The organism is Streptomyces sp. NPDC088766 (genome assembly GCF_044750845.1).
GTDB lineage: Bacteria > Actinomycetota > Actinomycetes > Streptomycetales > Streptomycetaceae > Streptomyces.
On record NZ_JBIVKQ010000026.1, the window covers coordinates 97,415 to 112,549 of the forward strand.

Consider the following 15,135-nt stretch of genomic DNA (forward strand, 5'->3'; position numbering starts at 1 on the left):
TCACTGTCGGGGTGGCGGGATTTGAACCCACGACCTCTTCGTCCCGAATGAGGATCGGTTGATGACCTTTCCTGCCTGGATTGTGTTTGTACAGGTCAGGTGGGTGGTCCCGGTTGGTCTCGGGTGGCGTGGAGGGGGCTTCGGGAGCGGGTCGGCTCCCAGATGACTCCCAAGGGTCGCGGGTGCTCACCAGCGTGGATGCGGGCGCTGGAGGGGGGCGGGTCGGGTCACACCTTCTTGACGACGATCGTGTCCGGCACCAGCTTCTCCAGGTCGTCGACATCCGAGGTGAAGACGGTGACCTGCCCCTTCTGCTGTCGCGCGATGACGGCGAGCACGGCGTCGATCGCGTACTTGTGGCCGTGCAACTTGGCGTCGGCCAGGAGCCGGCGTGCCTGGCGGGCCTCGTCCTTCCCGATGTCGACGACCTGGAGCCGGGACAGGACCCAGTCCCAGCGCTGTTCGGTCGTTCTGCCGTCGTACGCCTCAACCAGTGTCATCGGGGACGTCACCACCTCGGCTTCCTCTCGTGCCGCGAGGTCGAGCCAGGCGATCATCTTCCGATCGCCGCGCACCGCAAGGGACAGGGCTTCACAGTCCAGTACGAAGACACGGAGCGGCCGCTGTCCGCGCTCACCAGCTCGCTTCTTCACGCAGCCTCTCCGGCGTTGTGCTTTCCGGTGGTTCGACGCCGCTCGTGTTCCGCGTCGAGTTCGTCCAGCTCGTCGAGCGCTGCCGCATGTTCGTCCTCGGTGACGGGGCCGTGTTCTTCCTGCAGCCAGTCGACCAGTTCTCGGAGCCGGTCCCGGTCACGCTTGAAGCGCAGAGCCTCGGCGACGTACGCCGACAGGCCCCGCTCTGCGGCGTCCGCGCGGATCTCGTCCAGGAGATCCTCGGGAATCGTCACGGTTACCTTCTTTGTCGCCATACAAGAGACCATACTCTTGGTATCGCACTCCTTACCAGTGGGTCACGTGATCGACGCCCGGCGATCAGGCGGCCGGGGCGGGGCGTGGGATGCCGTGAAAGACCTGGCTGGTGTGCCAGGAGCGGTAGGTCGCCGCGACGGGGCGGGCGCCCGGTTGAGGTCCGATGAGCGGGCGGCCGGCGAGCCCTGTGACGTGCTCGCGGGCGGCGGGGCTGCGGCCGACGAAGCTCTGCGAGACCAGGATGCGGTGGCCGTCGCCGATGCCGAGCACGCCCTTGTCGAACAGCTTGTGGTGCAGAGAGCACAGGCACAGCCCGTTGTCGACCTCGTCCGGGCCGGCCAACGCCCACCAGCGCACATGCGCGGCCTCCAGCCCGACGGGCGTCGCGCCGATCATGCCGTCGTAGCCGCAGAAGGCGCACTGGTACTCGTACGCAGTCAGCACCATCTCCCGCATCCGCCGGTCCCGCTGCCGCCTCTCGGGCGTTGCCAGCGCGACTGTCTCCGCCAGCTCCAGTTCCAGGCCCACCGTCTCGCACAGGTCCTGGTGCAACGACGGCGGGAAGTGCAGGTCCAGCAGCACCCTTGCCATACGGCCCAGCAGTGACGGTTCCCGCCGCAGCGCCAGCCGCAGGTCCGGGGCCAGCCGCCCCGTGGCCCCACTGGCCCGCAGCTCCCGTACTCCCGTGCCGGGGCTGCCGACGCCGCGATCGGTCCGTACCTCCCACACCTCGTCGCTGACCAGATGGTGGAAGGGATAGGCGGGCGTGGTTCCACGCGTCGGGCCGTACTCCGCCAGGAGTTGCTTCAGATCGGCCTCCACCGCGGTGTATTGCAGCTCGTCCTCGGCATCAGCCTGGAACCGGCCCAGCGCGTACAGCAGCAGCAACGGCTTGTGCGGCGCCCGCGCTCCGTCGCGACTCCACTGCCTCAGGTTCGCGGCACGCTCCAGCCAATCCATGACCGTGATCGTAGTGATGCTTCGCCGCACATCACGCTGTCCGGGTGGCAACTCCTCCTGCGCCTGCGGCAGGCGCAACGGCTTCGCCGCCCGTGCGCCTGCCGGCCCGCCATTCCAGCGCCTGGGGTTCCTCGGTGAACTCGATCAGGTGCTGTCCGGCGAACCGTTGCAGCGCATCGCGTACCTCCGCCGGGGTGGCGTAGAAGAACTCCTTGCGACTGTTGACCTGGTTGACCCGCTTCGAGGCGAACTGCCGGTGGAGTTCCGTCTCCAGGCCGACCGCGTCCTTGCTGAAGATCAGCGCGTGCACGTCGAAGCGGAAGGGTACGGCCGCGCCGCTCAACTCGTAGACGCGCTCCAGTGGTTCGAGCCGACGGGTCATGCCGATCTTCACCATGCGATCACCGAAGGCGCCGATGTTCGAGATGACGTACACGTAGCCGGCGCGGATGTTCGCCGCGCGGGACTCGACGTCCTGCAGAGCGTTCTCGATCTCGGCCAGTTTGGCCTCCATCTCCGCCACGCCCGCCTCGTCACCGCGCTCGCGCAGGCGGTCAAGTGCTGACTGATAGTGACCGAGTTCCTTGTTCAGCTTCTCGCGCTGCCGGTCGAGTTCCCGCTGGGCCGCTGCCTCCTCGCGCTCCCGGGCGCGTAACTCGCGCTGGGCTTCCTTCTCTTCTTCCTTCTTCTGCAGGAAGTCAGCAGTCAGCTCCAACTCCCTCACGCGCGCGTTGTGGTACTCGTCGGTGATCCGGATGTGCATGGTGGCACCGAGCCGGGCGATCGTCTCGCGGCTCTTGTAGAGCCGGTCGACGAGGGAGCTCAGCCGGTGCGGCCGCATGGACCGTACGGCGTAGTCGGCTTCGGCGTTGTAGGCGCGCAGCATGAGCTTGGAGAAGTCGCGGACCATCTTCTGGCCTTCGCGTTTGGAGCCGTTGACCGTCCAGTCCGTGGCCGCCTGGACGGCGCGGCCCGCACGGGCGAGCGCCTTGATCTCGTTCTGCAGCGTGTCGAGCCGGCTGCGGTAGGCGATCGCGTCGTGCAGCGCATGCCGGTAGGCGTAGATCCCGGCCTCCTGCAGCATGGCGGTCTCGTCGGCGTTGACGATCCGGCCCTGCAGTTCGGCAAGCCGTCGCTCGGCGTCGAAGACGTCCTTGCGGTGCCGGTCGGCCTCCTTGCGGACCCGTTCGGTCTCCTTTGCCGTACGGCGCGCGTCGGCGAGAATCTCCTTCGCCGTCTCGCGCGCGTCTTTGAGGATCCCCTCGGCCTCCTCGGCGGCTTCGGCGGACGTCCGCTCACGCAGTGCTGCGGCCTCCGCCTCGACCTGCCGTACGAGGCCGGCGACCTGCGCGGCATCCAGCCCCTGTGTTCTTTCGACCCACGCCCGCAGTTCTTCGGCCTCGGACACGGCATCCGAACGCCGACGCCCGAACAGCCCTCCCTTTCGAGGCGTCGGCACCGCGGTCGTGCTCCCGGCAGCGGCCGTGACCGGCACCGCAGAGGCTCCCGTGGCAGGGCCCACAGTGAGGGCGTCGGTGGTGGAGTCGGACTCAGGAACCCACAGCTGCCATCCTGCCGGCATCGGGGGCCACGTGGGATCGGGCCGCCAGTCCGGCGGCGGCATCCATCCCGCGGGTGGCACAGGCCAACCCGGTGGCGGATTGAAACGGTAAGTAGTCATTCCCCACCCCCTCGCCCCTGAGGCTCCCCAGCACACAGGGCACCGGATATTCCCGGCAAACGTAGAGTGACATTTTCCGGGTGATAGGCCCCTTGATCACCCGCATATTCCACCTCGTGACCATCCTGTGACTATGCGTGAGGATCTTTCCGGGGGAGGGACACGACTTCCAGGTGGCACGTGACGAAGTCCCCGCCCGGGCGAACCGGCCGACGAGCCAGAAGGGAGCGTCGTCCGGTGAGAAACGCTACGAGGGACAGCGCGGATGGCCGGACGTGCTGCTGTGTCTCCCTGCAGTTGCTGGCGGGGCGAAGACATCTCGCGCGATGCATCGCAGGGTGGCGTCAACCTGGTGATGAGGAGCGGCGCCGGTAGTTATGGCAAACGCCCAGTGACGGGCCCAACAGTCCTGGCTCAATAGGCACATGGAGATTGGCGAGCACTGGGCCTACCGCGCGAGGCCGAAGGAACTGGGCGGCGCGGTTCGCCAGGTGGAGGTCGTCCGCGTCGGTGGCCCTGGCAGATCTGGCTGGATCCACGTGCGGTTCCTCTAAGGCGATGCCGCTGGCCTGCAGGAGTGGATCAGCTCCGGCTCTCTCGTGGCACCGTGGTCGGATGTCGATGCCTTCCGCGCTGACGACGCGGCGGAGTTGGCACTGGCGGAGTCCTCACGCCATGTCCGAGGCAGCACGGAATTCGAGGCCTCCCGCATGATCCTCGGATTCGTTCGCCCCAAGAACAGGTTGCGACTACGCCGAACGGTGGCGGACGCAGGCGTTCTGGAGCTGAGCCGCCTCGACGAGACCGCGCCGCTCATCGGCATGGACGTCGTCGAACTACGCGGCGACACCATGGTGTTCGAGAACCACCGCGGAATGTGCCTGGCCGGGTGGCCGGTCACCGAGCGCATCGCCCGCCACGTGGCCGTACGCCTCGCCGACGAGATTCTTCCGGAGGTGGACCGCAAGCAGCAGGACATCGAGCAGGAGCGTGCCCAGCCCTCCTGGTACTCCTGCAGTCGGCGTGACGAGCGCAAGTTGGACGCGGAGGCAGCAGTCCTTCGAACCGTCCGAGCGTGGTGCGGCCGGGACAAGGCTGACCGCTACGACGAGTTGGTTGCGCTGCGCGCCGAGGTCATCCGGCTCGGGGGGTCGGTCGAGAAGGCGGTCAAGGCCCTACGCGACCGCGGCCACGGCGTCATCGCCTCCACCATTGAGCGCGACCTGGGCGTCCATATCTCCAGCCTTGATCCTGACGTGCGTCGATGACACCTCGCCACGGGTCTGGCTCCGGCTTGGGCGGCGCGGGCTGCGCCGGCGGCTTCTCCTTCTCCGGCCGGTGCGGGTGCCAGCCGTCGAGAAACGGTCGCAGCTGATCTCCTGTCGGCTCCGCATGGAAATTGAGCGAGGCCAGGCCCCTGCCGTTCATGGTGGGGTCGAGCAGGTCGGCCTCCGTCTTTCCCCAAGCCGACCACTCTCGCAGTCTCTCGGCTTCGAGGGCATCCTGCGACGCGACGGCGGCTTCATCCAGAGCGGCGCAGAAAGCCCTGATCTCCCCTGCGGCCCGCCACCGCTCAAGGGCCGTGCCGAAGTGCTTGTCCCGTGCCGCGTGAGCGGCCTTGATCGAAGCGACACCGACGGCGGCCTCCCACTCCCGCCGTTCGCGTTCCTCCCGCTCCGCTTCCAGCCGCCGGCGCTCTGCCTCCTGCCGCTCTCGTTCCTCTCGCAGACGCTGCTGCTCCGCCTCATGTTCCAGCCGAGCCCGCTCCTGCTCCTCCGCGCGCGCCTTCAACGCCCGGAAGACTGAGCCGATCTGCTCCTCCAAGGGCTTCTTGGCGGTGTCGGCCCACTCCTTCTTCCAGCCGTAGCTGTGGCCGTAGCCGTAGCCCGAGTGCTGGCCAACCACCAGTTCCAGCTCGCCGGACGGCTCGAACTTGTGCGCCGGGGCGACCCGCTGCCAGTCGTACGTACGGCGGCCGGGCTGCTTGGGTACGTACCGGACCTGCTTCTGCCGCTCGCGGAAGCTGATCTCGTACGTTCTGCCGTGGACGGTAAGCAGCGGCCTGGGCTGCTTGCGCTTCTTGGACACCGCGATCTCGCCGTACCGTGCGAGAGCCTGCTCGGCGAGGAGCCCGAGCAGCTCGAGCACTCTCGGCAGGACCTCCTCGGAGATCTCGAAGGCGCTGTGGTCCGCGGTGACTGCGGCGAGCACGTCCTTGACGTCGGTGATCACACGGCTGCGTGCCAGGCGGATCCGGTTCCACTCGGTGTCGTCCTCACCGGTCACCCGGAGCAGGCCGAGGAAGAAGTCCCCCTTCGCCCGCCCGCTGTACTTCAGGTGGTATCCCTCCGGGGCGCGCTGCCGTGCCGCGTCGAAGGCTCTGCGATACCGAGCCCGTTCCGCGTCGCTGGGGTCCGGGACCCGAAGGAATCGTCCGGCTTCCTGCACTTGTACGATCAGTGCCGCCTCGACTTCCGCTGGTGACGGGCGTGTGGGTTTCACGGCACGCTGCAGGGCTGGCTTGGTCTCGGGTGGGGGAGCGGCGTCCTGCCGAGGGCGAGGTGCAGCCGGCGCCTTGGCTCCATATGCCGCCGAACGAGGTCTGCGTGGAGCTGGCTCGGGGCGGTCGGGATGATGCCCGTGTTCCAGGTAGAAGCGTCCCGCGTCGGTGATCTCCGCCTGCCACTTCCCCTTCTTCTTGGGCATTGTGATCAGGCCCCGGTCCTTGAGCGCGCGGGCCGTGGTCGCGAGCTCGGGGTTGTCCGACGTGACGGGGTCGGTTCCGTCCCCACCGATGCGAGTGAGGAGCGCGAGCTGCCGGTCATTTAATGGAGACCATGGGTGCATGGCGATCGTCGTACCGTCCGGGGGTTCCCCGGCACAAGCTGTGGGGAAGGGCCCTCCCGGGGTGCACCCGGCGCACAGCGCACTCGAAGGCGGAACGCCCCTCGCCGGGAGCCGCCGGGAGCCGGATCCCGAAGATCACACCCAGTTGGCTCCCAAACGGCTCCCAAAACGGGGCCACACAACAAATCAGGCCCGGTGCTGATCTCTCAGCACCGGGCCTGACCTGGTGTTTCTCTGTCGGGGTGGCGGGATTTGAACCCACGACCTCTTCGTCCCGAAGCAACTTGGGTGGGGGCGCTGCCTTGGGCTGGTGTGGCTCTCACCTGCTCCGATGGTCCGCAGGCGTCCGCCCCCGTCCGCTACTGTCCGTCGGTGTTGTCACTCAGTTAGACACTCACCCGGCAGGCGCTACGTGAGCTTCAGTCGCCCACGAACCACAGGTAACTGCCTGGAGTGGCTGCGCACTCACCCAGCATCCTCGCGAGGTCGTCCAATGCGGCGAGCTGACGCTCGTCACTGCATCGTTGCTTCAGATCGTCAATCTCACGGACGGCGGCTGCGGCCTCCTGCTCGTTCATCAACGTGTCCCCGTACAGATCGACGGCAGTGAGCCTCCCGGGTATGCCGAGGAGTTGAAGCGATCCGAGAGCATCGGCCAGAGCGTCGCCATGCCCGTAGGAACTCTGCAAGAGCGTCGCGCGCCAGTTCTTGCGCGCCGGCCGTGATGAGTGCAGCTCCAGATCAATCCCCATGCCTCATGATGCACACGCTGTGCTGTTGGACAGCCGCTCGCGACCTGCGCGGCCACAGGTGGTCAAGGCCCTTCACTCACAGATGTCCTTTTGCCCTGGGTCTTGCCGGGGATCTTGGTGAGCTGGGTCTTTGCTGGTCAGGGGCGGTGGGCTCGTGCGCCTGGTGGTCGTCGTTGGTCGTCGTTGGCCACTGTCGAGGGGCCTCGGACGGCCCAGGGACGGCCCAGTCTCGGCGCGCTCAGCTGGTGGCCGGCACCTTCGATGCGCCCCGTCTGAACCTCAGCCGACGACAGTCAGCCAGAGCGGCGGGCGCGTCGACCGACCACGCACGCGTGTGCCTCGCTGCACCCCCACCGGCCTCAGCCACGCCGCTTGTTTGCCTTGGGCCAGCGCCGTACTGGGCGGCGGCATGCGGCGGGAGCCTCGAAGAAGCCTGCAGAGACCCTTCCTGCCAGCGGCACCGCTTTGCGGGGTACAGCCAAGGTTGACCTTCTGGAATCACTCACCATCAGTGCTCACAAACTCGATGCGCCGTAAGGAGGACTTCTGGGATCCTTGGCACCAGTCCGGAAGGAGTTGCTATGGGCTTGGACGTGGAGTGGATTGAGGAGATCGGTGATTTCGAGGTGCCGTGGCAGGAGTGCGGTGCCGAGTGGCTGGATAAAATGCACGAACTTTCTGGCTACTCTGGTTCTGCCGGGTACACGACTGAAGGGCAAATTGGAGGTCCGGTACTAGTTGAGCTCCAGCCGGATGGAAGTGGGCCTGGAAACCCAAGAGTTCTGATCATTCCGAGGGACGACGGAAGAGTCACTGTAGCCCTAGCTGGCTCCCTTCCCAAAGCTGGCGAAGCCGTAAAGTCACACTGGCTGGATATCGCCCAGCAGGCCACCTCGGCACTGAGTATTCCGGATTCTGCGCACAAGTGGACGGCACTCATTGGCCAAAAGCCGTCACAAGTCTCATACCCGACCGTCAAGCTCGGAGCGGATTCCCGGGCATGTCAAATGAGTCTGACTCAGTCAGAAACAGCACTCGTGGAACCGGTGGTTAACACTGTCTCGTCGTTGAATTCCTGGCATATGATGGTGTCGTTTCCAATTGAAGTTCGAGGAACGGCAACGGCGCGTACGTGGCAGGATGCCGAGAAGAAGGCCGCCAGGGACGTGAACAGGCTGGCTGCACTGCTCTCTCTTGCTTGGGACACCCCGATCGATGTCCGGGACCGCCCTTCGTTGACGACTTCAAGAGTGCCTCGTGAAACTCCGCGCTACCCGCATTGGTCCAGGGAAATTCCCGTAGAACTGCCTGCGGAAAGTCAGTTCCTGACTGTTTCAGTTCCGGCCTGGCTGGGCGATGCCTGGAAGAAGCTCAACGGAAGTAGAAAGCTCGATTCAGCGCTCGCTATGCACATGGAGGGGGTTCGCATTCTGGATAACCATCCGAGCCTAGCGCTGGTCTCTTTCGTGTCTTGCATTGAGGCGATCTCTCTCATGATTTACCGCGAGGACAGGTGTTCCGCTTGTAGAGGTCATGTCAGAATTGCGGATAAGTTCCGAGAAACCCTGAAGCGGGTTGCTAGCGATTCGGAAGCGACCTACCTTCACCGCGTCTACAATGACAGGTCGCGCACCGTTCACGATGGCAGACTTCACGGTGGTGAGATGTGGCTTGGGCTGCATAGGTTTGGAATTATCTCACCTCCAGAGGCTGAATTCACCCGGGAAGTTGTCCGGCGGATGCAGTCCGCCTCGGCGAAACTGCTATTGCTTGCGGCCCAAAGCGGGCTGCCGCAAGCTCGTATTCACTTGGACTAGAGACTTCTTTTGCAGCTGCCCTGGGTGCGGCACGGGCGCCGGCCGGGCTGGAGCGGGACGGAGGCAGGAGCGCAGGCCCGGCCGGGGGCCGGGCCGCGCGCGGGGAGCGGAGCGAGCCGCCTTGAACCAGTAGAGAAAGTTTGAATCATGGCTGCTCTGCCGGTGCTGATCTGGCTTCCGTCGGCCGGTACCGCGTCCCTCGTGGTGTAGAACCCTGGCATGGGGAGTGAGCGGCGAGAGCTGATGAAGGCGCTTGGGGCACGTCTTCGTGGGCTGCGTGCAGAAGCCGGCCTGACGGGTGCCGCCTTGGCGGAGCGGGCCGGTGTGGGTCAACCGACCGTGTCCAAGGTGGAGAACGGGCGGATGGTCCCGAGTGCGGACGTCCTGGATCGTCTGTCGGATGCTCTCGGCCTGGACGGGTCGACCGCTCGTGAGGTGCGTGACCTCCTGGTCGCGGTGATGGCCGCATCGGAGACCGCCAAGGCTTCCAGTGAGGCTCTTGACGGAGCGACCCTTGATGAAGCGGTGCGATCCGCTCGGCTGGTCCGGTCGTTCCAATGTGTCGTCCTGCCGGCCATGCTCCAGAGTGCGGAGTACGCCCGGCACGTCTTCGACAGCGCACCTCACACGACTCCTGAGGTAGTCGGCCGAGCTGTGGCCGCCCGTGTCGAGCGGCAGAGCCTCTTGTACGAGCCTGGGCGCGAGTCGGTGTTCGTACTGACGGAAGGCGTGTTGAGGACGTGGCCGGGGAGTCCCGCGCTGATGCTCGCCCAGCTCGACCGGTTGATGGCCGTAGAGAGCCTGAGAACCGTCCGTCTCGGCGTCATCCCGTGGCGTCGGCCTGTGCCGGTGATGCCTCGGCACGGCTTCACCCTGTGCGACTCGCGTGCCGTGGTCGTCGAGACCTTCCGCGGCGAACAGGTCGTGGACGACTCCGCCGAAGTGGCCGCGTACGAGGAGACGTTCAGCCGCTTCGCGGGGGCAGCGGTCTTCGGGCCTGAGGTGCGGGAACTGCTGCTTCAGGTGATGGCGGAGTTCCGGGATCTGGAGACTTCCGCCACCCGTTAGAGGAATAATTCCTCAACATGCCTGGCTCTGTGGTGTCGCGTGGGAATACTCTGCCGCTGTGCTGTCTAGTCCCCTAGACGAACTGGAGCTTTCCCATGTCCAAAAAGTGGGCCCGCATGTTCCCTGGCCAAGTCGGACACGTGGCCGAAGCGCGCCACTTCGTTGCCGCTCTCCTTGAGGGCGAGGACTCGACCCTCGTCGAGGATGCCGTCCTGGTCGTCAGCGAACTGGCGACCAACGCCGTCCAGCACACGCGAAGCGGCTGGTATCGCGGATGGTTCCTCGTGGTCATCGGCTTCACTGACGACCTGCTGCGCATCCAGGTGACCGATCAGGGCGGCGACGAAGAACCGATGGTGCGGGGCGTGAAGACTCTGGTGGACGAAGGCGGCCGCGGACTCCTCCTCGTCGACGCGTACGCCAAGGACTGGGGAGTGAAGGACCGGCCCGGCGGTGCACGCTGCATCTGGGTCGACCTGGCGCGGGTGAGCGGCTGATGATGGCCTGCGCCTCGGTGGTCTGCCCCGGTCTGTCGGGCGGTGGGGCGTGAGCCCTCGCGGGGTGCCCCGTCGCAGAGCCGGGTTCTACGTGATCGGCGTTCCTTCTGGACGGCGGCTCGCGCCCTTTCTGTCTAGGGCCCTAGACTCCTGGGTAGTCATAGGAGGTGAAGCCATGTCGGACGAGTTGCGGCGCATTATGGCGATCGATGACCCGTACCTGCTGCTGCGGGAGGTCACGACGCGTCTGGCCGACGCGCAGCAGGAGGTGACCGAACTCGCCCGGCTTCGCCGTCGAGTGGTCCAGGATCTGCACGCCCAAGGGCTGTCGTATGCGCAGATCGCCACGAAAGCCGGCCTGAGCCGGGGCCGGATCCATCAGATTCGCCATACCGGTCCGGCGCCGGAAGGTGCCTTCCTCGGGCGCGGTTCCGTCGTCGTCGCCACCCCCCTGCGGCGGGACGACGAGCGCGGGCGCACGGTTGTTGCCGTGGACGATGTCAGCTCGGGCAAGCGTCTCGAGGACCTCGCCCGGTCGTACGGTCTCGATGTCACCTCCGAGCACGTGCCGGTGTCCGGTGAGATCGACCTCAACCGTGACGGCCTGGTCGTCGTCTGCGGCCCGCGGATGTCCCAGCAGATGTGGGACACCTACGCGCAGGATCCGGTACTGCGCTGGGAGCGCGCGGAAGACGGACCGTGGACGCTCGTCGACCGCCGGACCGGCACGGTGTACCGGTCCGGACAGGACAGCGATCCGGCGCGCCCGTACGACGTCGGATACGTCGGCCGGCTGCCACGCCCCGACGGCAAGGGCTCGCTGCTCGCCATCGCCGGTATCCACACGCAAGGCTCCCTCGGCGTCGTCCAGCTGCTCGCCTCCGACCTGAACACGGTCTGGGGGCAGGTGGGTGAGCATCTCTTCTCCACCCTGGTCGGCGTCGAGTACGACCCCGAGACCAGCGAACCGCGCTCCGTCGAACTGCTCACCCCCCTCTACCGGCACGACGAGGAGTCGACGGCGTGAGGGTCACCCTCGGCTCGCTGCCCGCCGAACCGGGCCGGGAGAACGAGGACTTCGCCGCCGCCGCTCCCGGAGCGGCCGTTCTCCTGGACGGCGCCGGCGTCGCCAAGGCGGAAACCGGGTGCACGCACGGTGTCGCCTGGTTCTCCGCGACGCTGGGCGGGCTGCTGCTGAGCACCATCACCGCGCACCCCGCCCGGCCGCTGGCCGCATGCCTGGCCGACGCGATCGACTCCGTCAGATCGCTGCACGAAGGTGTCTGCGACCTCGTCCACCGGGCCAGTCCGACCAGCACGGTCGTTGCCGTCCGGGCTGGTGTGGATGCCCTGGAGTACCTCGTTCTCGGTGACTCCTCGCTCCTCCTCGCGGACAAGGGGCCCGGGGTCACCGTCGTTACCGACCGGCGCCTGGACGACGTCGGCCGGCGGCTACGCGGACCGGTCGACGCGTTGCCGACGGGCTCGCCTGAGCATGCCGCCGCCCTGGCGGAGTACCGCGACGCGCTGACCGGCCTGCGTAACCGGCCGGGCGGCTTCTGGATCGCCGGGCCTGATCCTCGCGCGGCCGAACACACCCTCACGGGGACAGCAGAGCTGGACTCTCTGTCCTCCGTGACGCTGCTGAGCGACGGAGCGACGCGACTCGTCGACCGCTTCGAACTCACCACCTGGCAAGAGACCGTGGCCGTTCTCGACTCGTCGGGGCCCTCCGAGCTGATCCGCCGCGTGCGGGAAGCTGAAGCCGACGACCCCGACGGGCGGCGCTGGCCGCGAGGCAAAACGCATGACGATGCCACCGTTCTGCACTGGGTGCTGCCTTAGGTCTGTTGTGTCTCACGCTGACACAGGCCAGCCTGCTTCAGAGGGGTAGGTCGGTCCCCCTCATGCGGGAATGGGCCGGGCGCATTGCGCTCCAGCGTCCTTAGACGTCACTGTCCTCGACGCCTCCTCGCAACCCCCACTCGTCAAGGCCGGAGTAGATCAACGCAGTACGAGCCGCGGGGAATGACAGAGACTCGGCTTCTCCTGAATACATCGCCACCAGGCAATCGGTACCTCGCCACCAGTTGTCCGCCAGCCCTCTTACCTCTCGCACCGGCTCGTAGGCGTCCAGCTCGACGCCGTCGACAGCGTCACCGGTGATCTTGGTGATCTGCTTCGCCCACATGGAGGCATGGTGGGCCAGCGCAAGCGACTCCACCCATCCCTCGACAGATGCATGGAGCGGAGTCCACTGGTGGGAATGGATGCCGAACTCACCGGCCGGTCCGATCATGAACGAGTAGGGGACTGCGGTCCGCTGATCTCCTGCTTCGAACGACCACCCTTCAGAGGGTGAGCCTTCCGGCGCGTCGGGGTTGAGGTACTTGGGGCCGCCGTCGTACTGCGGCCCGGGCGGCAAGACCAGACCTCCCCATCGCTGTTGGTAGGCAGCCATCCGGTCGATTACTTCCGCTGGGATGTCCCGCTCCAGCCACCACCCCCGGTGCTCCTCGACCGGCTTCACACCGACCCTGATGCCGTGCGCACTCACGAAGGATCGAGCCCTTCGAGTCAGCCCGTCGGGAACGCCGTTGTAGAGGTGGAGGTTCATAGGCGGACGCTACATCGGACGGCTGGACAACCTCAGCTCGTATACCCCCCTAGACAATTGGCGGGGTGTCGGCCTACTGTTGCCGTCAACCCCCCTAGACAGTTGGGGTGGATCACTCCTCTGCTGTCTAGGGGGGTATCCAGTCGGAACGGTGCCGGCCAACCGGCGCCGCCAACCAGTGAGGTTCAGAAAATGCGTGTCATCCCCGTGGACGTCTCGGCCGCGACGCTGCTCGTCACGAAGCTGCCGGAGGTGAAGGTGAAGGACCGTCAGACCGGTGAGGTAGCTGTGGACCCGGTGACCAACCAGCGGCTCATGGTGCTGGAGCTGGTGTTCATCGCGCAGGGCGGTTCGGACATGATCAAGGTGACCGTTCCGGAGGCGGGCATCGGTGAGGGCCTGGTGATGGGCGCCCCGGTCATCCTGTCGGGCCTCGTCGCCCGGCCCTGGGAGAGCGAGTTCGGCGGGCGGATGCGGCACGGCATCGCCTACCGGGCGGACGCCGTTATGGTCAACGCTCCCGCCTCGGTCCAGGGCTGAGCGCCGTGACCGACACCCTGTGGGCGCTGTCGCTCTGCCTGGTGGCACTCGCTGCGCTGCTGGTGCTGCGGCGTCGTATGCCGGTCGTCTTCTGGTGGCTCGTCGGGTATCCGCTCGTCGCGCTGCGTGTGCTCGCCACCTATCGCGCCACGATGGACGCCTGTGGTCTGACGGTGCCGGCTTCGGCCGTCCGTCGGGCCACGGCCCGGATGATCGGGCGGGAAGCGGCACCCGTACCGCCTCGTCGGTCGTTCCCGGTGCCGACCGGGTCCGGCCTCGTGATGCGGCTGCGGATGGCGACCGGGCAGGCACCGGAGGACTTCATGGCCTCGGCCGACCGGTTGCGCCATGCCTGGTCCGCTCATGCCGTCCACATCCGTCCCACCAAGCCGGGCCGGCTCGAACTGCGGCTGATCGGCTGGGACGTCCTCGCGGACGTGCGGCGGCCCCGGCAGCAGAGTGGCGGTCTTCTCTCCCTGCCGCTGGCGCTGCGCGATGACGGACGCTGGCACGTACGGGACTTCCGCGCCGTGCCGCACGAACTCATCCTCGGCGCCACGCAGTCCGGCAAGTCCGTCTACCTGCGCAACCTGCTGTGCGGTCTGGCCCGGCAACCGGTCGTCCTCGTCGGGATCGACTGCAAGTGGGGCGTTGAACTCGCCCCATTCGCACCGCGGTTGTCGGCCCTCGCCGACACCCCGGACCGGGCCAACGAACTCCTCGACGCCCTGCTGGAAGAGATGGAGGCACGGTTCCGCCTCATCGGTCTCGCCTCTGCCGGACCGGACACCGTTCTGACCTCGGACGTATGGGGGCTGCCGGACAAGGTGCGGCCGGTGCCGGTCGTGGTCGTCGTCGACGAGGTGGCGGAACTCTTCCTCGCCGCGAGCCGGGACGACGAGAAGCGGCGCGACGCGATGGTCACCAAGCTCATCCGCATCGCCCAGCTCGGCCGCGCGGCCGGCATCTACCTGGAGGTCTGCGGGCAGCGCTTCGGCTCCGAACTCGGTAAGGGCGCCACCATGCTCCGGGCCCAGCTCACCGGCCGTGTCTGCCACCGTGTGAACGACGAGTCCTCGGCGAACATGGCGCTCGCCGACATCTCCCCTGAGGCGGCGCTGGCCGCCACCTCCATCCCGGCCGAACGACCCGGCGTCGCGATCCTCGGCGACTCCTCCGGCGGCTGGTCCCGCGCCCGCTCCCCGCACCTCACCCTCGACGAAGCGGCGGCCGTCTGCCGCGCAACTGCCGCCCTCGTGCCGGAACTGCCCCGCCTCGACTCCTTCCGGCTGGCCGTCGCCGCCGAGCCCGCCGGGGTGGCCGCTCCCGCCACTCCCGTGCCCACCGCTCGCCCGGTGGCCGAGTAGCCGCACCCCCTTTCCACGGTCGGCGTGACCGCTTCGCGCCACGTCCCTACCCCTCCCATG

Annotated in this window: 15 protein-coding genes; 8 read left to right on the forward strand and 7 right to left on the reverse strand. The window is 67.0% G+C overall.

The genetic code is table 11. The annotated features are described in order from the left end of the window. Positions 1-227: 227 nt before the first annotated feature. The 4 genes from ACIP5W_RS29420 to ACIP5W_RS29435 all read right to left on the reverse strand — a co-directional run bounded on the left by ACIP5W_RS29420 (position 228) and on the right by ACIP5W_RS29435 (position 3,297). Entirely contained in the window at positions 228-653 is a 426-nt protein-coding gene (locus ACIP5W_RS29420) for a PIN domain-containing protein (RefSeq protein ID WP_401479933.1), read from the reverse strand. Continuing rightward, positions 650-928, reverse strand: a complete 279-nt coding sequence (locus ACIP5W_RS29425) for a CopG family transcriptional regulator (protein ID WP_358564974.1) — start codon at positions 926-928, stop codon at positions 650-652. Before ACIP5W_RS29425 ends, ACIP5W_RS29420 begins: the two co-directional genes overlap by 4 nt. A gap of 64 nt (positions 929-992) precedes the next feature. Continuing rightward, complete coding sequence (locus tag ACIP5W_RS29430) at positions 993-1,889, reverse strand: phosphorothioated DNA-binding restriction endonuclease (protein WP_401479936.1); 897 nt, start codon at positions 1,887-1,889, stop codon at positions 993-995. Between the two features lie 31 nt (positions 1,890-1,920). Further along, positions 1,921-3,297 (reverse strand): DUF4041 domain-containing protein, encoded by a 1,377-nt coding sequence (locus ACIP5W_RS29435; protein WP_401479939.1) that lies wholly within the window; start codon positions 3,295-3,297, stop codon positions 1,921-1,923. An 842-nt stretch (positions 3,298-4,139) separates the two neighbouring features. On the opposite strand from ACIP5W_RS29435, the gene ACIP5W_RS29440 reads away from it, so the two are divergent. Then, on the forward strand, positions 4,140-4,838 hold the full coding sequence (locus ACIP5W_RS29440; RefSeq protein ID WP_401480020.1) for a PE-PGRS family protein: 699 nt from the start codon (positions 4,140-4,142) through the stop codon (positions 4,836-4,838). Here ACIP5W_RS29440 and ACIP5W_RS29445 read toward each other — a convergent pair. Both ACIP5W_RS29445 and ACIP5W_RS29450 read right to left on the reverse strand, forming a co-directional pair. Further along, positions 4,768-6,417, reverse strand: coding sequence for a PE-PGRS family protein (locus tag ACIP5W_RS29445; RefSeq protein WP_401479942.1), 1,650 nt, complete (start codon positions 6,415-6,417; stop codon positions 4,768-4,770). The two genes, ACIP5W_RS29440 and ACIP5W_RS29445, sit on opposite strands and share 71 nt — an antisense overlap. A gap of 419 nt (positions 6,418-6,836) precedes the next feature. After that, the gene (locus tag ACIP5W_RS29450; protein WP_401479945.1) at positions 6,837-7,169 is read right to left on the reverse strand and encodes a hypothetical protein; all 333 of its coding nucleotides are present in this window, start codon (positions 7,167-7,169) and stop codon (positions 6,837-6,839) included. Between the two features lie 581 nt (positions 7,170-7,750). On the opposite strand from ACIP5W_RS29450, the gene ACIP5W_RS29455 reads away from it, so the two are divergent. From ACIP5W_RS29455 to ACIP5W_RS29475, 5 genes are all read left to right on the forward strand, one after another. Beyond that, the gene (locus ACIP5W_RS29455) at positions 7,751-8,986 is read left to right on the forward strand and encodes a hypothetical protein (protein ID WP_401479948.1); all 1,236 of its coding nucleotides are present in this window, start codon (positions 7,751-7,753) and stop codon (positions 8,984-8,986) included. 219 nt (positions 8,987-9,205) lie between these two features. Further along, positions 9,206-10,054: a helix-turn-helix domain-containing protein gene (locus ACIP5W_RS29460; protein WP_401479951.1), complete on the forward strand. Its 849-nt coding sequence runs from the start codon at positions 9,206-9,208 to the stop codon at positions 10,052-10,054. Positions 10,055-10,149: 95 nt separating this feature from the next. Continuing rightward, positions 10,150-10,551: an ATP-binding protein gene (locus tag ACIP5W_RS29465; protein WP_388712676.1), complete on the forward strand. Its 402-nt coding sequence runs from the start codon at positions 10,150-10,152 to the stop codon at positions 10,549-10,551. A 175-nt stretch (positions 10,552-10,726) separates the two neighbouring features. Next, complete coding sequence (locus tag ACIP5W_RS29470; RefSeq protein ID WP_401479954.1) at positions 10,727-11,578, forward strand: sigma-70 family RNA polymerase sigma factor; 852 nt, start codon at positions 10,727-10,729, stop codon at positions 11,576-11,578. Continuing rightward, positions 11,575-12,396 (forward strand): integrase, encoded by an 822-nt coding sequence (locus ACIP5W_RS29475; RefSeq protein ID WP_388712670.1) that lies wholly within the window; start codon positions 11,575-11,577, stop codon positions 12,394-12,396. Before ACIP5W_RS29470 ends, ACIP5W_RS29475 begins: the two co-directional genes overlap by 4 nt. 100 nt (positions 12,397-12,496) lie before the next feature. Here ACIP5W_RS29475 and ACIP5W_RS29480 read toward each other — a convergent pair whose 3' ends face one another. Further along, positions 12,497-13,168: a hypothetical protein gene (locus tag ACIP5W_RS29480; protein WP_388712667.1), complete on the reverse strand. Its 672-nt coding sequence runs from the start codon at positions 13,166-13,168 to the stop codon at positions 12,497-12,499. A 192-nt stretch (positions 13,169-13,360) separates the two neighbouring features. On the opposite strand from ACIP5W_RS29480, the gene ACIP5W_RS29485 reads away from it, so the two are divergent. Together ACIP5W_RS29485 and ACIP5W_RS29490 are read left to right on the forward strand one after the other, a co-directional pair. Next, a complete protein-coding gene (locus ACIP5W_RS29485) occupies positions 13,361-13,708 on the forward strand; it encodes a hypothetical protein (RefSeq protein ID WP_388712664.1) in 348 nt (115 codons plus the stop codon). 5 nt (positions 13,709-13,713) lie between these two features. After that, positions 13,714-15,075: an FtsK/SpoIIIE domain-containing protein gene (locus ACIP5W_RS29490; RefSeq protein ID WP_401479959.1), complete on the forward strand. Its 1,362-nt coding sequence runs from the start codon at positions 13,714-13,716 to the stop codon at positions 15,073-15,075. Positions 15,076-15,135 lie beyond the last annotated feature (60 nt).